Consider the following 24,054-nt stretch of genomic DNA (forward strand, 5'->3'; position numbering starts at 1 on the left):
AGACGAGAGCGGGGGAGAGATCTGAATGACCAATGCGAGAGCGAGCGTATCGCGCGGAGTCCTGGCCTGGGCCTTGGCGTCCCTGTTGTCGGCCCCAGCCCTTGCCCAGGTTCAGGCGCAGGCTCCGGCGACCGAGGAGTCCGCCACCGGTCTCGACAGTATTGTCGTCACCGCCCGCCGTCGCGACGAGGCGCCGATCTCGGTGCCGGTGTCGGTGACAGTCCTGGGCGCGGCGCAGCTCAAAGCTCTCGCTGTTGACAGTCTGCAGGACCTGCGCGCTGTGACGCCCGGCATCACCGTCGGGGAGGTGTCGGGCGGCGTCGGCGGAACGGTGGCGTTGCGCGGTGTCGGCACGACGGCGGGATCAAACCCCACCTTCGAACAGACGGTGGCGGTCAATGTCGACGGCATCCAGCTCTCGCGCGGCGGGGCGGTGCGCATTGGCCAGATCGACATGGAGAAGATCGAGGTTCTTCGGGGACCGCAGGCGCTGTTCTTCGGCAAGAACAGCCCGGCCGGCGTCATCTCGATCACCACGGCCGACCCGACCTCGACGTTGGACGCCGAGGTGCGCGGCGGCTATGAGTTCAACGCTCGGGAGCGTCAGCTTGAGGCGATGATCTCTGGACCGTTGACCAGCACGCTCGGCGCGCGCCTTGTCGTCTACGGCGCGGATATGGACGGCTGGCGCACCAATATCGCCGACAGCGCCGCCACCGCTGCGAACGCGATCCGGTCGGGCTCGGTGACCGGCTCGACGAACCGGGGGCCGCAGCAAAAATTCTTCTTCACGCGCGCCACCCTGAAGTGGCGGCCAACCGAGGCCTTCGACGCGCGGCTCAAGCTCAGCTACGCCGACAACAAGGGGATCGGCTACAATCAAGCGGGCGGGTTCCAGCGGATCTACTGCCCCAATGGCGCGCCCCAACTGGCGCCGCAGGCCACGGCCCTGAATGGCGGCGCGGCCAACCCGGCCTTGGCCGCAGCGTTGTCGGTAGACAACTGCCGCGCCGACGCGACCTACGCCAATGGCAACATCAACCCGGCCTTTCTGGTCGGCTCGCCCGAAGGGTTCACGGATCCGGACGGCGCTGGCGACTACAGCCAGCAACTCTATTCGTTGGAAATGAACTATCGGCCGAGCGATCGGGTAACCCTGACATCCGTCACCGGCTGGGCCAAGAACAAGGATTTCCGCGCCGACACCTACGCTGTCGCGCCTTCCGACGCGGTGGCGGCCAACGACTTCACCGGCAATACCGGCTACACTCAGTTCACCCAGGAGGCGCGTCTGGCCACGGACCTGTCCGGGCCGGTCAACTTCCTGGTCGGAGCCTTCTACGAGGACTCCGATCTGCAGACCTACACCCGCAACGTGCTGGCGGGCGCGCCGCTCTTCCTGCACGACATCGACGGCAAGACCCGATCGGTGTTCGGCCAGGCGATCTGGGACATCACGGGCAAGCTTGAGCTGGCCGGCGGTCTGCGCTGGAGCAAGGAGACCAAGGATTTCGCGGTGACCCGGGACGGGGCGCCGCAGCCGGTGTCGCCCGCCTCGGCGGATTTCAAGAACACCTCGCCCGAAGTGACCTTGACCTGGCGGCCGACCACACGGCTCACCCTCTACGGGGCCTACAAGCAGGGCTTCAAGTCGGGCGGCTTCGCTGCGGCCACCAATACCGGCGCCGCCTTCACGACGCCGCTGAACGCGCTCTATCTGCCGGAATCGGCCGAAGGGGTCGAAGGCGGCGTTAAGGCGCTTCTGTTTGACGGGGCGTTGCGCGTCAACACCGCCGCATACGACTACGACTATACCAACCTGCAGGTGAACTCCCTCGACAACTCTAGCGGCGTGCCGGTGATCCGCGTAAACAACGCCGGTGCGGCGACCGTAAAGGGTGTGGAGAGCGACTTCACCTGGAGGCCGGCAGGCGCGCCGGGTCTGACGATCCGCGGCGCGGCCAACTACAACGACGCCAACTACACTGACTTCCTGGCGACCTGCTACATCGGCCAGACCATCGCCGAAGGGTGCAACCTGCTGATCAACCCGACCACTGGGCGCTACACAGGCCAACAATTGGCGGGCCAGCGCATGGTGAACGCGCCCAAGTGGACCGGGTCGTTGGGCGCGGCCTACACCGGCCAGAGCGGTTTCAAGGGAATCGAATGGGGCATGAACGTCGACGGCCTCTACAAGTCCCAATACAATCCTCATCCTGAACTTCATCCTGGCGCCCTGCAGGATGGGGTGGTCTTCCTGAACGCTGGCGTTCGCGTGTTCCGCAGCGACCATCGGTGGGAGCTGGCGCTGGTGGGGCGCAACTTGACGGAAAAATATCGGGTCGACGTCGCTTCCAACGTGCCCCAGACCGGGATCTCTACCCGAACGGGGTCGGCCCTGACCGGGGGGCTCGCCGACCTGAGCGGCAACGTCAATCGCGGTCGCGAGATCATGCTGCAACTGACCGTCCGACCGTTCTGAAAGGACTGGCCGCGCCGTCCCGCGGCAGGAGAACACGCCGCGGTTCGGCTTGCAGGCCGGACCGCGCAGGCGTCTAGAACCGGCCGAATGAGGCCAACGGAGGGTGAAGCCGATGCGTTTGGTCACATTTGAATCCCAGGGCCGTCGCCGGGCGGGGGCCTTCATCGAAGGCGATAGCCGGATCGTCGACTTGGCCGCCGCGCATCAGCAGCGGCATGGAGACCATGCGGCTGAACTGGCTGATATCCTGGCGTTGATCGAAGGGGGAGACGACGCGCTCGACAAGGCGATGGAAGCGGTCAAGTCCGCGCCGGAGACGGCGATCCTGGCCCGTGCGGACGTCAAGCTGAGGGCGCCCATCCAGCCACCGCCCCAAATGCGCGACTGCAGTTGCTTTGAGCTGCACCTGCGCCAATGCTATTCGGCCGCGCGCGAGATGCGGGCCAAGGCCAAGGGCGTCGAGGTGATCGCAGACACCGGGCCCTCGCCAGCCGAACAACGGATTCTCGACCTCTTCGCCAAACAGCCGATCTATTACAAGGCCAACCGCTTCTCGGTAGTCGGCTCCGAGGAGGCGGTGATCTGGCCCTCCTATTCGCGCAGTATGGATTTCGAGCTCGAGTATGGCTGCTACATCAAGAAGCTGGCCAAGGACGTTCCGGCGGAGAAGGCCGGCGACTACATCTTCGGTTACACGATCTACAACGATTTTAGCGCCCGCGACGCGCAATCCGTTGAAATGATCGGTCAGCTGGGGCCGGCCAAGGGCAAGGATTTCGACACCGGCAACGCGATGGGGCCCTGCCTGGTCACAGCCGACGAAATGCCCAACCCCTACGACCTGACCATGATCGCGCGGGTCAATGGCGAGGAATGGGGTCGGGGTAACACCAGTACGATGCATTGGAAGTTCGAGGATCTGATCGCCTATATCTCGCGGTCGGAGACGCTGTATCCGGGCGAGTTCCTGGGATCGGGCACGATCGGCAACGGCTGCGGCCTGGAGGCCCAGCGGTTCCTGAAGCCGGGCGACGAGGTCGAATTGGACGTCGAAGGGATCGGCGTGCTGCGCAATCGGATTGTCAGGCCCGCCTAGACCAGGCCGCCATAGGCCCCGCCGTCCAGTTGCAGGTTCTGGCCGGTGATATAGCCCGCGCGATCCGAGCACAGGAAGGCGCAGGCGTCACCCACCTCCGAGGGGCGCCCGAACCGGCCAGCGGGGATCGCGCCGATCATTTCGGCGCGGGCCGCGGCCTCGTCGACCTGGCGCGCGCGGGCCAGGGATCGGGTCATTTGCGCCAGTCGATCGGTCTCGATCTTTTCGGGTAGGATGCAGTTGACGGTGACGCCGTCGCTGGCGGCCTCGCCGGCGAGGGCCTTGCAGAACGCGGTCAGTCCCGCGCGGGGTCCGGTGGACAGGGCCATCGGGAATTTCGGGGTCTTGACCATGGCCGAGGTGATGGCGACCACGCGGCCAAACCCCCTCTGGCGCATGCCGCCGATCACCGCCTGGATCAACAGGATCGGCGAGATCATCTTGGCCGCGACGACATCGCTCCAGGCCGCCTCGGTCCAGTCCGCCAGTCGGCCAGGCTTGGGGCCGCCGCTGTTGCAGACCAGGATGTCGGGCTCGGGGCAGGCGATCAGCGCCGTCGTCCGTCCTTGCGCTGTGTCGATGTCGGCGAGGATCGTATGCGGCCGCCGCCCGGTCAGGGTCTCGATCTCGAGGGCCGCCGCCTCCAGGCGATCGGCGTCCCGGCCGTTGATCCACACCTCGACGCCTTCAACGCTCAACGAGATGGCGCAGGCCTTTCCAAGGCCCGACGACGAGGCGCAGACGAGCGCGCGCTTTCCGGCGATGCCAAGGTCCATGGGCGTGCTCCAGATCGCCCTCAGAGCGTGCGGGCGATGATTTCCTTCATGATCTCGGACGTGCCGGCGTAGATGCGGGCAACGCGCGCATCCACCCAGGCGCGTCCCACGTCGTATTCGCTCATATAGCCGTAACCGCCGTGAAGCTGGAGGAGTTCGTCCAGCAACTGGCCGTGCAGTTCGGCGCTGGTCAGTTTGGCCATGGCGGCGGTCTCGGCAGTCAGCTGGCCGTCGAACAGCTTCTGCAGGCAGTCGTCGATGAAGACGCGCAGCATCTGGCTCCGCGCTCTCACTTCGGCCAGCTTGAACCGCGTGTTCTGGAACTCGAACAGCGGCTTACCGAAGACGATGCGGTCCTTGGTGTAGGCGATGGTCTTGTCGAGCATCGACTCCACCGAGGCGGCGGCGCGGATGCCGATGATCAGCCGCTCCTTGGCCAGCTCGGTCATCAGACAGCCGAAGCCCTTGCTTTCCTCGCCCAAGCGGTTTTCGACCGGCACCCGCACGTCCGAGAAGAACAGCTCCGAGGTGTCCTGGCCGCGAAGACCGACCTTCTCCAGCTTCTTGCCCTTGTCGAAGCCGGGCGTTCCCGCCTCGACGCAGAACAGGGTGATGTCCTTTGGGTTGGCTTGGCCCTCGACCTTCGCTGCGACGATCGCCAAGCCCGAATTGATACCGTTGGTGATGAAGGTCTTCTGGCCCGACAGGATGTAGTGGTCGCCGTCCCGGACGGCCTTGGTCTTCATGCCGCGCAAGTCGCTGCCGATCTGCGGTTCGGACATGGCGATGACCGCGATCAGGTCGCCGCTGATCAGGCGCGGCAGCCAGCGCGCCTTCTGCGCGTCGGTGCCGTAGTTGACCAGATAGGGCACGGCGATGTCGGAGTGGGTGGTAAAGCCGACGGCCGTGGCGTTGACCCGCGCCAGCTCTTCGATCAGGACCGCACTGTGGCCAAAGTCACCGCCGGGGCCGCCGTATTCCTCGGGCGCGGTGACGCACAGCAGACCCTGCTCGCCGGCTCGAAGCCACAACGATTGGGGCACGATGCCATCGCGTTCCCACTGAGCGTGATGTGGAACGATCTCGGTCTCGACGAACCGCCGGACCTGATCGCGGAACATTTCGTGGTCGTCGCGGAACACCTTGCGCATGGTCATGACTCGTCAGTTGTCCGTATAGGCGGCGGGACGCTTTTCGATCATCGCCGCGACCGCCTCGGCATGGTCCGACGTATGATGGGCCAGCGCCTGATAGGCCGATGACAATTCTAGCAGCGAACCCAAGCGCATATGTTGACCTTCACGCAGAAGGCGTTTGGTGAGGCGAAGCGCGTGGCCAGGGCTGCTGGCGACTCGATGGGCCAGCGCCAGCGCCGTGGAGAGGAGCGCCTCCGGCTCGGTCAGCTGGGTCACCAGCGTCCAATCCAGAGCGGTCTGAGCGCTCAGCGCGTCACCGGTCAAGGCCATATGGCTGGCGCGCGGCATGCCCACGATCCGGGGCAAGAGCCAGGCGCCGCCGTCTCCCGGGACAATGCCCAGTTTGACGAAGCTCTCGGCGAAGGTCGCCGTCTGCGAGGCGATGCGGATATCGCACATGCAGGCCAGATCGAGCCCCGCGCCGATCGCGTGTCCGTTGACGGCCGCGATGACCGGCGTCTCGAGTTCGTACAGCGCCATCGGGATGCGCTGGATGCCGTCGCGATAGCGATTGCGCAGGCGGTAAGGCGAGCCTTCGAAGATGCCGGTGCGGTCGCGCATCGCCTTGATGTCGCCGCCAGCGCAGAAGGACGCGCCCGCGCCGGTCAGCACGACGACGCGAACCGAAGGATCGCCGCGAACCTCCTCGCAGGCGTCCTCGATCTCGAACATGTCCTCGGGCTTGCTGAAGGCGTTACGCGCCTCGGGCCGATTGAGGGTCCAGATAGCCACGGGGCCCTCGCGGGACTTCAGCAGGAAATCGGTCATCAGTGGTCTCCGCAAAAGGCCGCGGTCACGAGCGGCCAAAGGCCCTCGTCGCCTCGCGCCGCGAGGATGCGTCCCAGTTGGTCGGTCCAGAAGGCGTCGGACCCATATTCGGCGCGCCAAGCCCACAGGCGACGCGTCAGGAAGTGCAGGCTGTGTTCATGGGTGAAGCCAATGGCGCCGAAAACAGCGTGGGCGATCGCTGCGCCCTCGCCCGCGGCCTCGCCGGCCACGGCCTTGGCCGAGGCGGTGGTCACGCGCTGGGCGCTGGGCGCGGCCATCAGGAAGGCGGCCTCCGATGCGGCGACGGCCGCGGCCGCTTGGGTCGCCAAAACCGCCAGCTGCTGCTGGACGGCCTGGAATTTGCCGATGGGGCGGCCGAATTGGACGCGCTCGTTGGCGTAGTCGGCGCTGAGTTCGGTCAGGCGACCCAGGGCGCCGGCCATCTGCGCCGATCGCAACAAGGCGCCGCCGAGCATCACCGTATCCGTCTCGGCCGAGGCGGCCGCCTCGGCGACCTTGGACCTGGCGGCCAAGGTGACCGTGTCGCGCGGTTCGCCCGCGACATTGTTGCCGGGCGCGACAACGGCCTCGGTCAGGGCGTGCAGCGAAATGCGCCCTGCGCGCGGGTCATGGAGCACCAGCCATTGCGCGTGGCGTCCCCAGGGGACATCGGCCAAAGGCCCGTCGGCCACGCCGCTGGCGAAGACGACGGGCCCGCTCTCGGGAGGGGGCAGCCCCGCCGCGGCCAGCAGGGCGTTGGCCAAGATAGTCTCGGGCAGGGGGACGGGCGCGGCGGCGGCGCCGCAAGCGCGAATGACGACGAAAATATCGGTCCAACTTGCGCCCGCGCCGCCCTGGTCCTCGGGCACGGCGGCGAGCGGAAGGCCTAGTTCCTCGATTTTGGCCCACAGATCGGCCGGCCAGGCGCCGGCTTCCGCCGCGCGCAGGGCGTCCGGTGTTACGGCGTCGGCCAAGAGCCGTTCAATACTGTTCTGAAGCAAGGATCGCATCACCGAACCCCCAGGCCGCGCGCGAGAATGCCGCGAAGGATTTCCCGCGTGCCGCCCCGCAACGAGAACGAGGGCGCCATGCTTTGGACAATGGCCAGGACCCGGCGCGTGGTGGCGGTCTTGGCGCCGGGCGGCAGAGAATCGATCAACCGCATCGCCACCTCGACCGTGTCCTGCTCGTAGCCGGTGCCGATATCCTTCACGCACGAGGCGGCCCAGACAGGATCGTGGCCGGCCGCCAACTGCGCGGTGACCGAGATCGACATCGACCTTAGAGCCACCAGCCAGGCCGCCAGGCGCCCGATCTCGAAAGCCTGGCGAGCGTCCGGTTCGGGACCCACCGCCGCGACAAGGCAGCGGAACAGCGTCATGGCGCTTAGAAAGCGCTCCGGACCGCTCCGCTCGAACGCCAACTCCGAGGTGGCCTGCGCCCAACCCTCGCCCTCGACCCCGATCAGGGCGTCGGCGTCCAGCCGCACGTCCTCGAAAGTGACCTCGTTGAAATGTTCGTGGCCGGACAGATCCTTGATCGGTCGTATCATCACGCCGGGAAGCGCGAGATCGACGAGAAACTGAGATAAGCCGTCATGGCGTTCGCTGGCGGCGTCGGTGCGCACCAAAGCGATCATGGCTTGGCATCGGTCGGCATTGGTGGTCCAGACCTTGCGGCCATTCAGCAGCCAGGCGCCGTCGCCCTGACGCTCAGCCTTCGTGCGCACCGAAGCAAGGTCCGAGCCCGACGCAGGCTCGCTCATCCCAATACAGAAGTACATTTCGCCGGCGCATATGGCCGGGAGAAAACGTTGCTTCTGAGCCGGCGTGCCATGGCGCAGCAGGAGAGGCGCGCTTTGCCGATCGGCGATCCAATGGGCGGTGACAGGCGCGCCCGCCGCCAGGAGCTCCTCGTTGACCACGAACCTTTCAAAAGGCGAGGCGTCGTGGCCCCCGTATTCCTTCGGGATGCTCAGGCCGAGCCAGCCTTTCGCGCCCAAGGCGCGGCTGAAATCGGGATCAAAACCCATCCACGACAGGGCGCGTTTTTCCGCCGGATAGGTCGCGCCCCATTTTGCCAGAAAGTCGCGAACCTCCGCGCGCAACGGCTCCAGGCCTGGCGGCAAAACAGGCGGGCCGAACTGATCAAGCAGGTTCACGAGGGCTCCCCAGGGACGTTGGATCGGCTCTCTTTGGAGCGACTGGACTTATACACGCTAGAATATCGTTCTGAACAGAGAATTTTGTTTGCGGCCGGGTCGAGTTTCCCCTTACTGTTCAGCGGGCGATGCGGCGGTGAATCCGTCGCGCACGGGAGGAGCAGCGTCTGACGCGACCGGCGGCGCCGGCGGTCATCGGCGCATCGGCGCTCGCGACAACGCGAGCGGTCCGGTTCAACAAGGGGAAGACATTTTGGCCAAGGTAGCAGTGGTAGGCGCTGGCCTGATGGGCGTGGGGATCGCGCACGCGTTCGCGTCCTCGGGGCACCAGGTGCGCCTGATCGATGTTTCATCCGAGCAGTTGGCCAAGGCCGAAAAGACGATCGCGGGCATTCTCGCCGACGGGGTTCGGCTTGGTAAGGTCGACGAAGGCGTCGCGGCCGCCGCCCTGGCGGCGCTGACGACCTCCGAGAGCGTGTCCGACGGGGCGGTCGGCGTCGATCTTCTGGTCGAGACCGTTTCGGAAAATCTGGCGATCAAGATCGATGTGGTGCGTAAGGCCGAAGCCGTCATGGCCCCGACGGGCCTGATCGCCACCAACACCTCCGCGCTCAGCGTGACCGAGATCGCGGCCGCCTGCCAGGACCCGACGCGGGTCATCGGCATGCACTTCTTCAACCCCGTCCAGAAAATGAAGCTGGTGGAGCTGGTTCGCGGGCTGGCCACCACGGACGAAGCCGTGGCGCTATGCCGTGACTATGTCGCCCAGCTGGGCAAGACCGCGATCGTCGTCAACGAAACGCCCGGGCTGACCACGAGCAGGATGTCGGCCATGGCCGGCAACGAAGCGATGTGGATGCTGCAAGAAGGCGCCGCGAGCGCCGAAGACATCGACACCGCCTTGAGGATGGGCTTCAACCACCCCATGGGACCACTCGAACTGGGCGACCTTACCGGCTGGGATACGCGCCTGTCGGTGCTGCACTATCTGCACGCCACCCTCGGCGACAAGTTCCGGCCCTGTCCGCTGATCATCAAGATGGTCAAGGCTGGCCGCTACGGCCGCAAGGTCGGCTGGGGCGTCTACAAGTACGAGAATGGCGTGAAGGTGCCAGGCTCGGGAATGCGCGGGAGCCAGCTGTGAACCCGGTCTATGTGGTCGCCGCGGTGCGCACGCCGATCGGCCGGTTCCGGGGTGCGTTGGCCGGGGTGCGCGCCGACCACCTGGGCGCCCACGCGCTGAATGCGCTGGTCGCCCGCGCCGGCGTGGGCGCAGAACACATCGACGACGTGATCTTCGGATGTGTCACCCAGATCGGCGAGCAGTCGGCAAACATCGCGCGGACCTCGCTGCTCGGCGCGGGCTGGCCCGAGACCATTCCAGCCATGACGGTGGACCGAAAGTGCGGATCGTCGGAAGCCGCGATCCATATCGGCGCGGCTCAGATCGCCGCTGGCGTGAGCGACCTGGTCGTCGCCGGCGGCGCCGAGGCAATGTCGCGCGTGCCGATGGGATCCAATCGAGCCATCCATGGCGAGGCGTTCGGCTGGATGGTTTCGGATCGCTACGAGACGACTTCGCAGGGCGAGGCGGCCGAGCGGATCGCTGATAAGTATGGCTTTGATCGTGACGTGTTGGACGATTTCGCCGCCGAGTCCCATCGCCGCGCCGCCGCCGCCACGGACGCCGGGCGCTTCGTCGCCGAAACCGTCGCCGTTCCGGTCGCCGAGCTCTGCGAAAAAGACTGGGAGGGGCCGCGTGACCCTCTCGAGGCCGACCAGACCATCCGCCGCGACACCAGCCGCGAGAAACTTTCGACGCTGAAAACCAGCTTCCGTGAGCAGGGGCGCATCACCGCGGGCAACGCTTCGCAAATCTCCGACGGGGCGGCGGTGGTGCTGCTCGCCTCTGAAGCCGCCGTCAAACGCTTCAACCTGACTCCGCTGGCGCGAATCCGCTCCGTCGCCGTCGTCGGGGCGGATCCGACCCTGATGCTGGAGGGCCCGATCGCCGCCAGCCGTAAGGCGGCGGCGCTGGCGGGTCTCGCGTTTGACGATATCGCGCTGTTCGAGGTCAATGAAGCCTTCGCCAGCGTGCCGATGATGTGGATGCAGGCGACCGGCGTGGACGCCGATCGACTGAACGTCAACGGCGGGGCCATCGCCTTGGGCCATCCGTTGGGCGCGACGGGCGCGCGGATCGCCACCAGCCTGATCCACGAGTTGCGCCGCACCGGCCAACGATACGGGCTGCAGGCCATCTGCTGCGCTGGCGGCCTGGCGACCGCCACCGTGTACGAAAATCTGGACGCGTCGGCCGCGCCCGCGGTCGTATGACTATGCCCAAACTCACCTACTACTATACGCCCACGACCTGCTCTCTGGCGTCCCATGTCGCGCTCGAGGAGTCGGGGCTGCCGTTCGAAGCCAGCCGGGTGCGGCTTCACGATCCCGAGGCGGTCGAGATCTGGCGACGGACAAACCCCGCGGGCGGGGTGCCCGCGCTGATGTGCGACGAGCGTCTGCTGACTGAGAACGTCGCCATCCTCCACCATGTCGCGCATCTGGCGCCGCACGCCCAGCTTCTGCCTGACGATGGGTTCGATCAGGCCAGCGCGCTGTCTCTGACCGCCTGGTTCGCGAGCACCGTCCACATCACTGGCCGGATGGCGAGAGCCCCGTTCCGCTTCACGCCTGACCAGACGACCCATGAGGCGCTGAGCGCCGAGGGGCGACGTCGGTTCGAAGCCAATCTGCGGAAGGTCGACGGGTTGCTGACCGGTCGAGACTGGCTGGTGGGCGATCGCCTCTCGGTCGCCGACGCCTATGCGCTGGTGTTCTACGCCTGGGGCGTCGCGGGCGACTATCCGATGGCCGAGTTGAAGCATTTTTCAGCGCTAGCGCGTCGCATGGCCGAACGGCCTGGCGTTCAGCGCGCCATGGCGCGCGAGAAGACGCCGCCATTTCCGTCTTGAGCAACGAAGAGGCCTGCCATGACCAATGTCGTCATCGTCACCGGAGCGTCCGGCGCCTTGGGTCGGGCCGTGGTCATGCGTTTGAAGGCCGACGGCTTCGCCGTCGCGGCCGTGGACGCCGCGCCCGTCATGGAGATCGATGCGGATCTGGTGCTGCCGAAGGTGGATCTCGCCGACGCCGCGGCGGTGGGGGCGGCGTTCGAGGCCGTGGCGTCGACCTTGGGGTCGGTGAACGGGTTGGCCAACATCGCCGGCGGCTTCGTTTGGGAGCCAATCGTCGGTGGCGAAGCCGGCACCTGGGATCGCATGTTCCGCACTAACCTTCTGACGGCCGCCCTGGCCAGCCGCGCGGCGCTTCCCAGTCTGCTGAAGCAGGGGGGCGCGATCGTCAATGTCGGCGCGGCCGGCGCCATCGATCCGGCGACCGGCATGGCGCCCTATGCCGCCTCCAAGGCCGGGGTGATGGCCATGACCCGGAGCCTGGCGGCCGAACTTCGCGGCACGGGCGTTCGCGTCAACGCCATCCTGCCGACGATCCTCGACACGCCGACCAATCGCCAGGATATGCCCGACGCCAACCCCGCCGAATGGATCAAGCCGGCCGACGCGGCGGAGGTCATCGCCTTTCTGCTGTCTGACGCCGCCGTGGCGATCAACGGATCCGGCATTACCCTGGCCGTTTCCTAGGGGCGGAGATTTTCAGCCGGCCCGGTTGTCGTCAGCGGCGCCGAGCCCCAGCGGGTTCGAGGCGTCCGGCTGGCCAGCGTCGATGGCCAGCGTCTTGGCCCGCTTGCTCTGGATTTCCCGGATCGTGATGTAGAGCGTCGAGACCACGATCACCCCGGCTCCGACATAGGTGAAGGCGTCGGGCCATTCGCCGAATACGACCAGACCCGCGATGATCGACAACACCAGCCGAGCATAGTCGATCGGGGCCAGGACGGCGGCCTCGCCGACCGCCATCCCTTTGATGAACAGCACTTGGTTGGCGGCGCTGAGCAGGCCGATCAGAAACAGCGGGATAAGATCGGCGGGGCTGGGCCAGCGCCAGTCGGCCAGGGCCAACGGCAAGCATAGCAACTCGCCCATGATACTGGACCAGACCAGGATCGAGCTCGCCGACAGATCCCGGGTCAGGGATTTCACGCCCGTGATCGTGCCGGCCAAGCACAGGGCCGAGACGAGCGCGGCCAGGTGAGGCCAGCCCAAGGCGGTGTCCGCGCCCCAAGGGCGCATGATGATGACGACGCCGATGAAGCCGACCACCACTGCGGCGATCCGGCTTGGGCCGATCGTTTCGCGAAGGAACAGCGCCGCCAGCAGCACGACCCATAGCGGCCGGGTGAACGACAGGGCGTTGGCCTCGGCCATTGGCATGGCTTCGTAGGTGTAGAGCAGCAGGACCATGCCCACCGTGGCGAGCAGTGAGCGCACGAACAGGGCGGGCATCGTCGCGCGGGGCACCAGCAGCACCTGCCGCGGGCTGCGGAGCATGAAGGGGATGGCGACGATTAGCGACCCGGTCTGCCTATAGAAGTTCTGCAGGTGCGAGGGGTAGTCGCCGCTGAGGTGCTTCACCAGGATGGTCATGCCGACGAAGGTAACGGCCGAGAGCAGCAGCCACACGGCGCCCTGAACGTTGGGCGCCAGGCGCGAGAAGGGGCCCTTCAAGCGGATGTGTCCTCATAACCCTTCAGCACATAGGTCATGCGGCCGCCAGCCAACATCAGGCCGCTGAACAGGTGGAGCTCGACGATCTGCTCTTCGCTGAAATGTAGGCGCAAATGGTCGTAGACCTCGTCGCCAAGCGAAAAATAATCGCCGGCGAAAAGTTCGGCGAAACGCAGGGCGGCCTGTTCGGACGGACTGAAGCGCGGATCGGACCAGTCGCTGCAGGCGACGACGTCAGCCTCGCTGACGTCGTCGGACTTGCGGGCGATTTGGCAGACCGGACAGGTGGTGATCGAGGCGATCTTCAGGCGGACCAATTCCCGAAGGCGGTCCGGTAAGACACCGCGCTCGTGAATCTCCGCCATCGTCGCGAGCCAGGCGTTGGCCGCGGCCGGCCGGTGAGCCCAGATCTGCACCGGTAAGGTGTTGGAAAGCATCCGCGTCGCGGTTCCCCGTTCGATCGAAGCGCTGAGCGGTTCTGGCAGGGCCTCCAGGGGCAGGGGCGCGACGCGGGCCACGATCAGCCCTCGTCTTCGCAGAATTCGAAGATCGCCCCGCCCAGTTCGGCCGGATCGACGCGCAGCAGAGCGCCGCCGACGGCCTGGCAGTCCTCGATGTGTTCGAATTTCACGCCCAGGGCGGCCAAGCGTTCAGCCTTGGCCTCAAGGCCGTTGACCGAAATGCGGATGTAGTGCGGCCCTGGCCCCCAATTGTGCAGGTAGCGGCCCGTCGGGCTGTCCCACTTCGTGGGTTGGATGACATCGAGCGTCGCGCTGGTTCCCAGATTGAAGCCGATGCGGGCGCGTTTGTAGCCCTCGCGGTCCAATTGCTCGACCGAACCGGCCGGTTGTAGATCCAGGTTCAGGTCTAGACGGCGCAGGACATCGTCGAGGTCGCGCACCAGGAAGCCACGGCCGACGACCCGCACCATGTCGCCAGGCTTGGGGTCGCGAGGGCGGGGCGGGGGGACGTTGAACGCCTCGGCCGGCATTTGAATGGCCGCCAGGGGGATAACCTCGATGCACAGCCCGCCATCGACGGACGGCTCATAGACGGGCTTTTCCGGCGTGCAGCCGACCCACAGTCGATCGAACGGCATTTCCGGCGTCAGCTGGGCCAGACGGAAGGGCTGGCCCTTGCTCTGCAGGTGCTCGATCACGCCGCCGATGTTGTCGGAGACCAGGACCGTGGCGTGGGTCTTGATGGGCCGGAACGGGCCCTGAAAATCCTCGAGACTCTTGAGAAAGCCTGGGAACATCGGATCGCCCTGATTGGGGAAGTCCAGGTGGCCCTGGGGTTCGACGCGCGTGGGCGACACAGCCAGCGATTTGTGCACCCTCAGGAAGTGGGCGATATAGGGATGACCCGGAAAGGCCTGGCGCCAGTTCGCATGGCCGTGGATTTCCAGTTTGCTGACGATCTGTTCGGCCGTCTTGTCGGCGTCGTGGACCATCAGATCGCCGCTGAGCAGCAGGTCATAGAGGCTCATCTTGTTCTCCCTTAGCGTCGGCCGCGCGGCGCGCTGGCCGTTCGTTGTCTTCAGTCCCTGACCAGCAACAGGCTGCCCGCGAGCGGCCCGCCGCCGGCGGCGCAGACCGCTACGCGCGGATCGCGGATCTGGCGTTCGCCCGCGCGCCCCCAAAGCTGGGTGCACGCCTCGTGCACGTAGCCCAGCCCGTGTGTTCGTCCGCCCGACAACTGACCCCCGTTGGTGTTCAAGGGCAGTTCGCCATCCAGCGCGATGCGGTGGCCGCCCTCCACGAAGGCGCCGCTCTGCCCCACGGGACAAAGGCCCAACCCCTCAAGCCACATCAGCGTCAGAATGCTAAAGCCGTCATAGAGCTGGGCGGTGTCCACGTCGGCGGGCTTGAAATCGGTGCGAGCCCACATGGCCGCGGCGGCGTCGGGCGCTGCGTTGGCGGTGAGATCGACCTGATCCCAGAGATAGGGCTGGTTCATCGCCGCTCCGATCGCCTCGATACGCACCGGTCGATTGCGCAGATCCTTGGCGATGTCCTTGCGCGACAAGACGATGGCGGTCGAAGCATCGCAGTGGACATCGCAGTCGAACATCCGCAGCGGCGTGGAGATCATCTTCGAGGCGAAGTAGTCGTCCATCGTCATCGGCTTGCGCATGACGGCCTTGGGGTTGAGCAGGGCGTTGCGACGGGCGTTGAGGGCGATCTGGGCCAATTGCTCGGGCGTGGTGCCGTACTTGCGCATGTGGCTGTGGGCGTACATGGCGGTGATGTTGACCACCGACAGCACGTTGAACGGCGTGCACCACTGCCACATGAAATTGCCGTCGCGCGCGCCGGACTTCGCCGCGAGACTCTGGTCCTTGCTGCCGCTCAGGCGGTTGCTCGACTCGGTGATGGTGCGAAAGACCAGAACGTTCTTGGCCAGGCCCGTGGCGATCGCCATGGCGCCGTTCATCACGCCGGCGAGCGGCCCGGCCGCCTCATAGCCGCCGCTGAACCAGTTGCATTGCAGGCCCAGCATGCTCAACACCGCCAAGGGACCGACGGGCGAGAAACTGCTGCCGTTGGCGTTGTCGCCAGGCCAGGAACAGACGCCGTCGATGTCCTTGGGAGTGAGGCCGGCGTCGGCGATAGCCTCCAGCGCGGCATCCACCGTCAGCTCCATGGCCGAACGCGACGATGGGCGGCCCACTTCGGACTGCCCTACGCCGACGATGGCGACGTCCTTTTCGAGGATCCGAGCGCCCATTAGGCTTGCGCCCTTTCGAACAGAGGCACCCAGACGTCCTCGATGTTCTCGAACACGACCGTCACGGGCATGCCGATCTCGACTGCCTGAGGCGGACAATTCACGATGTTGGACAGAAAGCGCAGGCCCGCCTGCTCCTCCAGCTCGACGATGGCGACGACATAGGGCTCGCTGAGGTCGGGAGTCCAAGCCTGGTGATTGATGGTGAACGTCAACACCCGACCGCGTCCCGACACCGCCGTGGGCGCGACGTTGAGGCTGGAGCAATGGCGACAGATCGGCGCTGGAGGGTGAAAGAATTGCGCGCAGTCCCCGCAGCGGTGCATCCGCAGTTCACCGACCTCGCCGCCGGTCCAGAACGGCTGCGTCTCGGCGTTGAGCAGGGGAAGTTTTCTCATCGCCGCGCCTCCCGAATGTGTTGAATGGCGGCCATCTAGCGGCCCGTGAAGACGGGTTGGCGTTTTTCCTTGAAGGCGGCGGCGGCTTCGCGGCGGTCGTCGGTCGACATCAGGAGGACGAATAGATCCTTCTCGAGTTTCAGTCCGGCGCGAAGATCCATTTCAAGACCATCGCGTGCGGCCTCCTTGACGTAGGCCAGAGCCGAGGCGGGCTTGGCGGCGATGCGCTCGGCCAAGACCTGGACTTCGTCGATCAGGTGATCACTCGCCGTCGCCAAGCGTGAAACCAGGCCGATGCGATGGGCTTCCGCCGCGTCGATCCGCTCGCCGGTCAGTAAGAGATCGAGCGCCCGGCCAAGGCCGACGATCCGCGGCAGGCGTTGCGTGCCGCCGCCGCCCGGGATCAAGCCGAGGCTGGTTTCGGGCAGGCCGAACACCGCGCTTGGCGCGGCGATCCTCATATCGCACGCCATGGCGATCTCGAGGCCGCCACCCAGGCAAAAGCCGTGAATGGCGCCGATCACCGGTTTGCGGACCCGATCCAAGGCCTCGATCCAGCCGGGAGTCATCCCAGCCCTGAGCGTCGGCAGGGAGGTCGCGTCGCTTTGCGCCTTGATGTCGGCGCCGGCGCAAAAGCCGCGCTCGCCAGCGCCCCGGATGACGATCACGCCCATTTCGGGATCGCTGTCCAGCTGCTCCAGCGCCTGGGTGACTTCGAGACGCAGGGCGGGATTGATGGCGTTGATCTGCCCAGGGCGGTTCAGAACGATCCAGCCCACGCGATTGACGCGCTCGATCTGGACGGTTTGTTCGATGGCTCCATCCGCCATGGTCATCATGCTCCGACGCGACCGGCCAGCCGTGCGCGGCCGCATTCGCTGTCCTGGGAATTGCGAGGTGGGAAACTCATGCCGCGGCCTCGACGGCAAAGCGCTGGGAGCGGCGAGCGGCCAGCCAGGCGGCCAAGAAATGCACGCCCGACCACAGGCTAAAGCCCATCACCGCGGCGATGCCGATCTTCAGGGAATGGGGACCGCCAACGCGATCGCTGACCACGCCGACGACCAACGGACCAACGCCGTAGCCGACAAGATTGGTCACGGCCTGCACGGCGGAGACGACAACGCCCCGCATGCGCGGCTCCACGCCGGTGACCAAGATCGCATAGGCGGGGGCCGTAAACCCGCGCGAGACGATCTCGAAGACGATGAAGGCTACAGCCACGACGGTTAGGGAAGAACCCAAGGCGAAGACGAGACCCGAAGCGCAAGCCAGAGCGCACGCGACCATTGGAGCGGCCGGCAAGGCCTGGACGCCCCAGCGACGGACAACCGCGTCCCCAACGGGACCGCCGACCAGAGAGCCCAAGGCGCCAAAGAGGCCCACGCCCAGGCCCGCCATCAGGCCGGCCTGAGGGAGGGTGAAGCCTTGGGTGCGCACCAGGAAGGAGGCGGCCCACACCGGCACGCCCGACATGGCCAAGGAGGCCAGGCCAATGCCGACGAAGGCGTGGAAGACCGCTGGGTTGGCGGAGACAAACCGCAGGGTCTGGAGAAAGGACGGCGCGGGGCCCGCGCCGCCTTGGGCCAAATCCCGTTCCCGCCGCGGCTCGCGAACAGTCAGGATGATCAGGATCGCCAAGATCAGCCCCGGTGCGCCGGCGACGAAGAAGGCGGCTCGCCAGCCATAGTGGGCGGCGATCACGCCGCCAAGCACGAGGCTGATGGCCGTTCCGAAGGCGGTGCTGGTCCAGAACACGCCCATGGCGGTGGAGCGGCGGCTCTTGGGAAAGAGGTCGGCGATCATCGACATCGCCGTGGGCGCGGCCGCTGATTCAGAGGCACCGACAGCAAGCCGGGCCAAGACCAAGGCGGTGTAGTTTTGCGCAAGCCCGCACATGGCGGTGCAAAGGCTCCAGACCGCGACGACGACCGCCAGCAGCTTGGTCCGGTTGACCCGGTCGATCAGCCATCCCATCGGCAGGCCGGTCAGCGCATAGGTTAGTCCGAAGGCTAGCCCCGTCAGCAGGCCCAGCTGACCATCCGAGAGCTTGAATTCGGCCTTCACCGGCTCGATCAGGATCGACATGGCTGTCCGATCGATCGAGTTCGAGACGTAGACGAGTGTCAGGATCACAAGGGTGTACCAGGCGCCCTTGACCAGCGCGGGAGGAGGGGACGCGTTCACGACCGCGAGCCCGCCATGCGTTGGCAACGAGGTTGGGGGGGCGTGCGTAGGCTGACGATCACGGGTATCCTCCGGACGCGGTCTGGGCAGCGTCTCTTTCGGTGACGCTAGAACGGCCGACGCAATTCGGCAAGCGAAACGCACTTCTGGTATCAGAATAATGCGATTGTTTCCCGTCGGTCCTCTGACTAGATAGAGTCCTGCGGACCATCAGGCGTTCGCGCCATTCACGCGAGGTTCCCGTGCGCGCGCTGACGAGCTTTGAGCCTGGCGGCCCTGAAACCCTGAAGATCCGCGATGTGGACGAGCCTTCGCCTGGGCCAGGTCAAGTCGCTGTCGCCGTCCAGGCCTGCGGGGTCAATTTCCCGGATCTGCTGGTCATTGAGGATAAGTATCAGCTGCGGCCGGCGCGGCCGTTTTCGCCGGGCAGCGAATTGGCCGGCGTGGTGCGCGCGATCGGCGAGGGTGTCACCGCGCCGGGCGTGGGTGATCGGGTTTCGGCGTCGCTGCCGTTCGGCGCGATGGCCGAGGTGGCCATCGTGGCGGCGGACCGGTGCACTGTTCTGCCTGACGCCATGCCCATCGAGGAAGCTGCGGCGTTGCAGGTGACCTATGGAACCGTCCTTCACGCCCTGGTGGGCTGCGCAGGCATGCGGCCGGGGGAAACGCTCCTGGTTCTGGGCGCCGGCGGCGGTGTCGGCCTCGCGGCCGTGGAATTGGGGAAGGCCCTAGGCGCTCGCGTGGTCGCCGCGGCGTCTTCGCACGACAAGCTCGAAGCCGCCCGCGCGGCCGGCGCCGATGCGCTCGTGCACTATCCGGGCGCGTTCGAGGGTGTCGCTCAGGCGAGGGCCTTTACCGAGGCCGTGCGGGCCGCCAGCGGCGGGGAAGGGGTCAATGTCGTCATCGACCCGGTCGGGGGAGCCTATGCAGAGCCGGCATTCCGCGCCATCGCCGCGCAGGGGCGGTATCTGGTCGTGGGCTTTGCGGCCGGAATCCCGGCGATCCCGCTCAATCTCGTCCTGCTCAAGGCCGCCCAGATCATCGGCGTTTTCTGGGGGGCCTACATGGCGCGCGACCCTCAATCCGGCGCGCGGGACATGAAGGCGTTGCTGGACCTCTATCAGGCGGGCAAGATCCGGCCGCGCATCTCCGAGCGCTATGCGTTGGAGGAAGGTGGAAGGGCGATCGCGCGGCTGGGCGCTCGGGGTGTGACCGGCAAGATTGTCGTAAACGTATCGAGTTCTGAAAGCAGAACGAAAGACTAATATCAGAATTGTGCTGGACCAAAGAGGCCCACCCAACTATGGGTGACCCAGTGGCCTCGCATGGCGAAGCGCGCGGGTTTGGCCCGCCTTCAGGGCAACTGAATGGCGTTGGTGCAAGTCCAGGGACGGAACGTGATGTCTGTCTCCTTCGCCGCCTGGGCTGTGGCGACGGGCGGCGGATGATCGCCAGGTGGACGGAAAGATCAAGATGACCAAGACGATCGAGGCAGGATGGCGGACTGGCCCTCGCGACACGCCGGTCGCCGCTTTGCGCCGCGCCGTCGCCGCGCATCCCGACAAGGTCTTTCTGGACTTCAGTGGCGAAAAGCACACCTACGCCGCGTTCGATCTGGCGAGCAACCGTTTCGCTCACGAGTTGAAGGCCCTGGGCTTGGCCGCCGGAACGCCGATCGTCTCGATGCTCGACAACAATGTCGACGCGGTCACGACCTGGATCGCGGCCAACAAGATCTCCGCGATCAGCGTGCCGCTGAACACCGCGCTGGTTGGGCAGTTTTTGCGCCACCAGATTGAGGACGCTGGCGCGCTCCTGCTGGTCTGCGAGGCGCGCTACCTGCAGCGCGTCCTCGATATCGAGGATCAACTGACAGCGCTAAAGACGGTGTTGGTCCGCGGCGCCTTCGAGCCCGCGCCAGGTTCGGCCCTGACGATCGTCTCGCTCGACGACCACCGGGGTGGCGACGACAGCGCGTTCGAGGATCTGCCCGATCCCGGAGCGCTCAATGCGCTGATCTACACCTCGGGGACCACGGGCCCCTCCAAGGGGTGCATGATCACCGGCAATCAGATGTGTCACTTCGCGCGCATGCTGACGCGGTCAGCGCCGTTCGGACCGGACGACATTTACTGGACGCCCCTGCCGCTGTTCCACATGAACGCTATCGCCACCGGGGTGGTGTCGGTGATGCTGGTCGGGGCGACGATTTCGTTCGCGCCCAAGTTCTCGGTCTCCGGCTTCTGGCCGGCGATCGAAGCGTCCGGCGCGACCGTTGTCTCTATCCTGGGCTCGTTGGGGACCTTGCTCGCGCGCGCCGAGGAGCATGAAGCCATGGCGCGCTGCTTTGGCCAGGTCCACACGGTGAAAGGCAATCCTTTTCCCGAAGACATCAAGCAGATCTGGCGCGAGCGCTTTGGCGCCAAGAAGATCGGATCCAACGTCTATGGTCTGACCGAGGGATTGCTGACCTCGATGCCGGCCGACGGCGCCTACGCGGAAGGCTCGTCGGGCAAGGCCGCGCCAGAGCTGGACGTGCGCATTTTCGACGACAACGACAACGAAGTGCCGGTCGGCGTGTCCGGCGAGGTTGTGTGCCGTCCGCTAATGCCGGACATCATTTTCAAGGGTTATTGGCGTCGACCTGAGGACACCCTCAAGGTCATGGGCAACATGTGGTTCCATACCGGCGATATCGGCCGGTTCGACGAGGATGGCTTCTTCTATTTCGTCGATCGCAAGAAGGACTACCTGCGCCGGCGCGGCGAGAACATCTCCAGCTTCGAGATGGAGACCTCGATCCTGGCCCACCCAGCGATCGAGCAGGTGGCCGTGCACGCCGTGCCATCGAAGCTCCAGGAGGACGATCTCAAGGTGACCGCCAAGTTGAAGCCGGGCGCCGTCTTGTCGGAGGAGGCGCTCTGCCGCTGGCTAATCGAACGCGTCCCCTACTACGCGGTGCCGCGCTACATCGAGTTTCGCGCGGAGCTGCCGGTCAATCCGCAGGGGCGGGTGCTGAAATTCCAGCTTCGCGACGAGGGCGCGACGCCAAACACCTGGGACATCGAGACCACGGACATCAAGCCAAGCCGATAACTCGAGGCCAGCCGCGAGGTATTTTATCCTGATAGCAGAATTAAATTCTCCCATCAGACTAAAGCGATTGACTTAAATGCGGAGCTGAGTTCCCTTCCGCTCATAAGGCGATCGTGCGAGTTCGTTGAAATCGTCCAGATCGCGGCCGCGCATAGCGCGCAAGGGAGGGACGATCCATGACCAATTCCAGCTGGAAATCGGCGCTTTGCGCGGGCGTTTCGCTTGTTTTCCTGCCCTCGATCGCGAGCGCGCAGGCCGCTCCTCAGGCCGCTCCTCAGGCCGCGCCCACCGGCCTCGAGGAGGTGATCGTCACGGCCCAGCGCCGGGAGGAGCGCTTGGCGGACGTGCCCGTCGCGGTGACGGCCTTCGGCGCGCGCGAGCTGGAACGGCGCCAGATCGCGGACGTCCGCGCCCTGACCGAGAACGCGCCGTCGATCACCTTCACGGCCACGCCCTATGGGAACAACGACCTGATCCTGGCGATCCGTGGCGTCGCGCCCGGCGGCGTCCTGCCCAACGTGGATCAGGCGGTAGGCACCTATGTCGACGGCATCTACTACGCCCGTCCTGAGGGCAGCAATCTGGCCATGGTGGACATCGCCTCGGCCGAGGTCCTGCGCGGTCCGCAAGGCACGCTGTTTGGCCGCAACACCATCGGTGGGGCGCTGAACATCACGACCAACAAGCCGACTTACGACTTTGGCGGGTCGCTGAAGCTGGGATACGGCAACTACAACGCCATCTCCGGAACCGGCGTGGTCAATCTGCCGATCATCGCCGACAAGCTGGCGGCCCGACTGGTCTACAGCCACGTCGAGCACGACGGATACGGCTACAATCCCACGCTCGCGAGCGATGTCGCCGATCAGAACGACGACTATATCCGCGCCAGCCTCCGCGCGGACCTGACCTCCCGGATGCGGCTTGACGTCAGCTTCGATCACTATGCCGGCGCCAACCATCAGCCGCTGTGGGTGCTCAACGCCTATCAGCCTGGCCTGACGGCCGCGCAATATGCGCCCTATGTGGCCGCGCCGAAGTCGCGCACCAGCTACGCGGGCTACAATCCCCTCAACCAGTCCAAGGTCTACGACTGGACCGGCACGCTCACCGCCGACCTCGGCTTCGCCACCCTCAAGGCGATCTCAGGGTATCGCAACATCGATTTCGAGGGCGCGGCGGACCTGGACGGCACGCCCTTCCCGACCGCTGACGTCCGCACCTTCGAATTGGACGGCCACCAGGTTTCGCAGGAGCTTCAACTCTATGGGACCACCCTCGCCGACCGGCTGACCTGGACCGCCGGGGCGTACTATTTCCGCGAGAAGATCCGCAATTCGCCCATCACCCGCGTGCCCACCGCCATTCAGGACAACACGATCCGACCGACCAATGAATCGGTCAGCCTGTTTGGCCAGATCGGCCTGGAAGTCCTGCCGCGCCTGCGTCTCACCGCCGGGCTGCGGGCGGTCAAGGACACGCGCAGCATGGTCTATACGCCCGCGCGCTTTGCCGTCTCGGCGGCCAATTCGACCAATCCCGAACCGCCCGCCTCGGCGGTGACGCCGGCGGCCTGCCCCTTTACGGCCATCGGCCTCAACGCCGCGCCCGGCGGCTGCCTCTACACGCCGCGCGACATCCACTTCAACACCGTTCCGTTCACGCTCGGCGTCGACTACCGGCTCCCTGGAGATGGTCTGCTGTATGGCAAATTCTCCAAGGGCTACCGGTCGGGCGGCTTTCAGCAGGCCAGCGGCACGACCGCCGCCTTCTTCACGCCATTCGGCGAAGAGAGCGTGGGAAGCTATGAGGCCGGCGCCAAGCTCACCTTCTTCGACAAGCGCCTCAGGATCGGCGCGAGCGGCTATTTCTCGACCTTCTCGGGAATTCAGCAGAACGCCATTCTTTCGGCCAGCCCGGTGATCATCGCCGTGCTGAATTCGGGTAAGGCCGAGATCTATGGCGGCGAGTTCGAGGCGACCGCGCTTGTGGGCCGCCTGCGCCTCAACGCGGCGCTGGGCTTGATCCATCCGGAATTCACCGACGGGCCCTACAAGGGATCGGCGGTGCCAACCGTGGCCAAGACGACCGTGGCGCTCAGCGCCGACTACCCGGTCGACCTGTCGGCCGGGCGGTTGGACCTGCATGTCGACTACAATCACCGCTCCGAAGTCTACTTCCTCAACACCGTCACCATCACTGGCGCGGGCCCGGTTCCCCTGACCGACTTTCAGCGAAATTCCGTTCGTCAGGGCGGCTACGGGCTGTTGAACGCCCAGGCGTCCTTCACGCTGGCGCGGGCGCCGGTCACCGTGGCCTTCTACGGCAAGAACCTCACCAACGAATATTTCGGCGCGCGCTCGGGATCCTTCGCCGCCAGCAACTTCAACACGGTGGTGATCGGCGCGCCGCGCACCTACGGGGCCAGTGTCTCCTACGCCTTCTGACAAAGGCGCCCGGCTCGCGCCAAACTCTGCGGCGCGGTGATCCGGGCGGACCGCGCTTCCCGGCTCGC

Annotated in this window: 21 protein-coding genes; 9 read left to right on the forward strand and 12 right to left on the reverse strand. The window is 66.0% G+C overall.

Annotation, left to right across the window (positions count from 1 at the left end):
• Nucleotides 1-25: 25 nt before the first annotated feature.
• Nucleotides 26-2,485, forward strand: coding sequence for a TonB-dependent receptor (locus CSW63_RS00670; protein WP_062099320.1), 2,460 nt, complete (start codon nucleotides 26-28; stop codon nucleotides 2,483-2,485).
• A gap of 112 nt (nucleotides 2,486-2,597) precedes the next feature.
• The gene (locus tag CSW63_RS00675; RefSeq protein ID WP_062099374.1) at nucleotides 2,598-3,581 is read left to right on the forward strand and encodes a fumarylacetoacetate hydrolase family protein; all 984 of its coding nucleotides are present in this window, start codon (nucleotides 2,598-2,600) and stop codon (nucleotides 3,579-3,581) included.
• Here the strand turns inward: CSW63_RS00675 and CSW63_RS00680 are convergent.
• The 5 genes from CSW63_RS00680 to CSW63_RS00700 are packed head-to-tail and all read right to left on the reverse strand — an operon-like array spanning nucleotide 3,578 to nucleotide 8,482.
• Nucleotides 3,578-4,357, reverse strand: a complete 780-nt coding sequence (locus CSW63_RS00680) for an SDR family oxidoreductase (RefSeq protein WP_062099318.1) — start codon at nucleotides 4,355-4,357, stop codon at nucleotides 3,578-3,580. The genes CSW63_RS00675 and CSW63_RS00680 overlap by 4 nt on opposite strands.
• Before the next feature lie 20 nt (nucleotides 4,358-4,377).
• Nucleotides 4,378-5,508: an acyl-CoA dehydrogenase family protein gene (locus CSW63_RS00685; protein ID WP_062099372.1), complete on the reverse strand. Its 1,131-nt coding sequence runs from the start codon at nucleotides 5,506-5,508 to the stop codon at nucleotides 4,378-4,380.
• 12 nt (nucleotides 5,509-5,520) lie between these two features.
• Nucleotides 5,521-6,321 (reverse strand): crotonase/enoyl-CoA hydratase family protein, encoded by an 801-nt coding sequence (locus CSW63_RS00690; RefSeq protein WP_062099316.1) that lies wholly within the window; start codon nucleotides 6,319-6,321, stop codon nucleotides 5,521-5,523.
• Nucleotides 6,321-7,331 (reverse strand): acyl-CoA dehydrogenase family protein, encoded by a 1,011-nt coding sequence (locus CSW63_RS00695; RefSeq protein WP_062099314.1) that lies wholly within the window; start codon nucleotides 7,329-7,331, stop codon nucleotides 6,321-6,323. Before CSW63_RS00695 ends, CSW63_RS00690 begins: the two co-directional genes overlap by 1 nt.
• Complete coding sequence (locus CSW63_RS00700) at nucleotides 7,331-8,482, reverse strand: acyl-CoA dehydrogenase family protein (protein ID WP_082749721.1); 1,152 nt, start codon at nucleotides 8,480-8,482, stop codon at nucleotides 7,331-7,333. The genes CSW63_RS00695 and CSW63_RS00700 overlap by 1 nt, the downstream gene beginning before the upstream one ends.
• 253 nt (nucleotides 8,483-8,735) lie before the next feature.
• On the opposite strand from CSW63_RS00700, the gene CSW63_RS00705 reads away from it, so the two are divergent.
• Genes CSW63_RS00705 through CSW63_RS00720 form a run of 4 tightly spaced genes read left to right on the forward strand, consistent with a single transcriptional unit; the run spans nucleotide 8,736 to nucleotide 12,144 of the window.
• On the forward strand, nucleotides 8,736-9,626 hold the full coding sequence (locus tag CSW63_RS00705; RefSeq protein WP_082749720.1) for a 3-hydroxyacyl-CoA dehydrogenase: 891 nt from the start codon (nucleotides 8,736-8,738) through the stop codon (nucleotides 9,624-9,626).
• Nucleotides 9,623-10,819, forward strand: a complete 1,197-nt coding sequence (locus tag CSW63_RS00710; protein WP_099504295.1) for a thiolase family protein — start codon at nucleotides 9,623-9,625, stop codon at nucleotides 10,817-10,819. The genes CSW63_RS00705 and CSW63_RS00710 overlap by 4 nt, the downstream gene beginning before the upstream one ends.
• Nucleotides 10,816-11,457: a glutathione S-transferase family protein gene (locus CSW63_RS00715; protein WP_082749719.1), complete on the forward strand. Its 642-nt coding sequence runs from the start codon at nucleotides 10,816-10,818 to the stop codon at nucleotides 11,455-11,457. The genes CSW63_RS00710 and CSW63_RS00715 overlap by 4 nt, the downstream gene beginning before the upstream one ends.
• 18 nt (nucleotides 11,458-11,475) lie before the next feature.
• The gene (locus CSW63_RS00720) at nucleotides 11,476-12,144 is read left to right on the forward strand and encodes an SDR family NAD(P)-dependent oxidoreductase (protein ID WP_099504298.1); all 669 of its coding nucleotides are present in this window, start codon (nucleotides 11,476-11,478) and stop codon (nucleotides 12,142-12,144) included.
• A gap of 12 nt (nucleotides 12,145-12,156) precedes the next feature.
• Here CSW63_RS00720 and CSW63_RS00725 read toward each other — a convergent pair whose 3' ends face one another.
• The 7 genes from CSW63_RS00725 to CSW63_RS00755 all read right to left on the reverse strand — a co-directional run bounded on the left by CSW63_RS00725 (nucleotide 12,157) and on the right by CSW63_RS00755 (nucleotide 18,443).
• Nucleotides 12,157-13,128 carry a DMT family transporter gene (locus CSW63_RS00725; RefSeq protein WP_233206820.1) on the reverse strand — a complete coding sequence of 324 codons (972 nt, stop codon included), beginning with the start codon at nucleotides 13,126-13,128 and terminating at the stop codon, nucleotides 12,157-12,159.
• Nucleotides 13,125-13,646, reverse strand: coding sequence for a carboxymuconolactone decarboxylase family protein (locus CSW63_RS00730; protein ID WP_099504300.1), 522 nt, complete (start codon nucleotides 13,644-13,646; stop codon nucleotides 13,125-13,127). The genes CSW63_RS00725 and CSW63_RS00730 overlap by 4 nt, the downstream gene beginning before the upstream one ends.
• 2 nt (nucleotides 13,647-13,648) lie before the next feature.
• Nucleotides 13,649-14,617, reverse strand: coding sequence for a hypothetical protein (locus CSW63_RS00735; protein WP_062099301.1), 969 nt, complete (start codon nucleotides 14,615-14,617; stop codon nucleotides 13,649-13,651).
• A gap of 50 nt (nucleotides 14,618-14,667) precedes the next feature.
• The gene (locus CSW63_RS00740) at nucleotides 14,668-15,858 is read right to left on the reverse strand and encodes a thiolase family protein (RefSeq protein ID WP_062099299.1); all 1,191 of its coding nucleotides are present in this window, start codon (nucleotides 15,856-15,858) and stop codon (nucleotides 14,668-14,670) included.
• Entirely contained in the window at nucleotides 15,858-16,256 is a 399-nt protein-coding gene (locus CSW63_RS00745; protein ID WP_062099292.1) for a Zn-ribbon domain-containing OB-fold protein, read from the reverse strand. The genes CSW63_RS00740 and CSW63_RS00745 overlap by 1 nt, the downstream gene beginning before the upstream one ends.
• 35 nt (nucleotides 16,257-16,291) lie before the next feature.
• Entirely contained in the window at nucleotides 16,292-17,086 is a 795-nt protein-coding gene (locus tag CSW63_RS00750) for an enoyl-CoA hydratase/isomerase family protein (protein ID WP_099504436.1), read from the reverse strand.
• Between the two features lie 76 nt (nucleotides 17,087-17,162).
• Nucleotides 17,163-18,443: an MFS transporter gene (locus CSW63_RS00755; protein WP_062099290.1), complete on the reverse strand. Its 1,281-nt coding sequence runs from the start codon at nucleotides 18,441-18,443 to the stop codon at nucleotides 17,163-17,165.
• Between the two features lie 242 nt (nucleotides 18,444-18,685).
• Here CSW63_RS00755 and CSW63_RS00760 point away from each other — a divergent pair, with 242 nt between their 5' ends.
• The 3 genes from CSW63_RS00760 (at nucleotide 18,686) to CSW63_RS00770 (ending at nucleotide 23,986) form a co-directional block, all read left to right on the forward strand.
• Entirely contained in the window at nucleotides 18,686-19,708 is a 1,023-nt protein-coding gene (locus CSW63_RS00760; RefSeq protein ID WP_062099288.1) for an NADPH:quinone oxidoreductase family protein, read from the forward strand.
• 208 nt (nucleotides 19,709-19,916) lie between these two features.
• Entirely contained in the window at nucleotides 19,917-21,539 is a 1,623-nt protein-coding gene (locus CSW63_RS00765; protein WP_062099286.1) for an AMP-binding protein, read from the forward strand.
• A 176-nt stretch (nucleotides 21,540-21,715) separates the two neighbouring features.
• Nucleotides 21,716-23,986 (forward strand): TonB-dependent receptor, encoded by a 2,271-nt coding sequence (locus CSW63_RS00770; RefSeq protein ID WP_099504302.1) that lies wholly within the window; start codon nucleotides 21,716-21,718, stop codon nucleotides 23,984-23,986.
• Nucleotides 23,987-24,054 lie beyond the last annotated feature (68 nt).

Source organism: Caulobacter sp. FWC26, from assembly GCF_002742645.2.
Taxonomy (GTDB): Bacteria; Pseudomonadota; Alphaproteobacteria; order Caulobacterales; family Caulobacteraceae; genus Caulobacter.

Coding starts and splice junctions, on each gene's coding strand:
- CSW63_RS00670 (WP_062099320.1), top strand. CDS start 26: ATGACCAATGCGAGAGCGAGCGTATCGCGCGGAGTCCTGGCCTGGGCC.
- CSW63_RS00675 (WP_062099374.1), top strand. CDS start 2,598: ATGCGTTTGGTCACATTTGAATCCCAGGGCCGTCGCCGGGCGGGGGCC.
- CSW63_RS00680 (WP_062099318.1), bottom strand. CDS start 4,357: ATGGACCTTGGCATCGCCGGAAAGCGCGCGCTCGTCTGCGCCTCGTCG.
- CSW63_RS00685 (WP_062099372.1), bottom strand. CDS start 5,508: ATGCGCAAGGTGTTCCGCGACGACCACGAAATGTTCCGCGATCAGGTC.
- CSW63_RS00690 (WP_062099316.1), bottom strand. CDS start 6,321: ATGACCGATTTCCTGCTGAAGTCCCGCGAGGGCCCCGTGGCTATCTGG.
- CSW63_RS00695 (WP_062099314.1), bottom strand. CDS start 7,331: ATGCGATCCTTGCTTCAGAACAGTATTGAACGGCTCTTGGCCGACGCC.
- CSW63_RS00715 (WP_082749719.1), top strand. CDS start 10,816: ATGACTATGCCCAAACTCACCTACTACTATACGCCCACGACCTGCTCT.
- CSW63_RS00720 (WP_099504298.1), top strand. CDS start 11,476: ATGACCAATGTCGTCATCGTCACCGGAGCGTCCGGCGCCTTGGGTCGG.
- CSW63_RS00735 (WP_062099301.1), bottom strand. CDS start 14,617: ATGAGCCTCTATGACCTGCTGCTCAGCGGCGATCTGATGGTCCACGAC.
- CSW63_RS00740 (WP_062099299.1), bottom strand. CDS start 15,858: ATGGGCGCTCGGATCCTCGAAAAGGACGTCGCCATCGTCGGCGTAGGG.
- CSW63_RS00745 (WP_062099292.1), bottom strand. CDS start 16,256: ATGAGAAAACTTCCCCTGCTCAACGCCGAGACGCAGCCGTTCTGGACC.
- CSW63_RS00750 (WP_099504436.1), bottom strand. CDS start 17,086: ATGGCGGATGGAGCCATCGAACAAACCGTCCAGATCGAGCGCGTCAAT.
- CSW63_RS00765 (WP_062099286.1), top strand. CDS start 19,917: ATGACCAAGACGATCGAGGCAGGATGGCGGACTGGCCCTCGCGACACG.
- CSW63_RS00770 (WP_099504302.1), top strand. CDS start 21,716: ATGACCAATTCCAGCTGGAAATCGGCGCTTTGCGCGGGCGTTTCGCTT.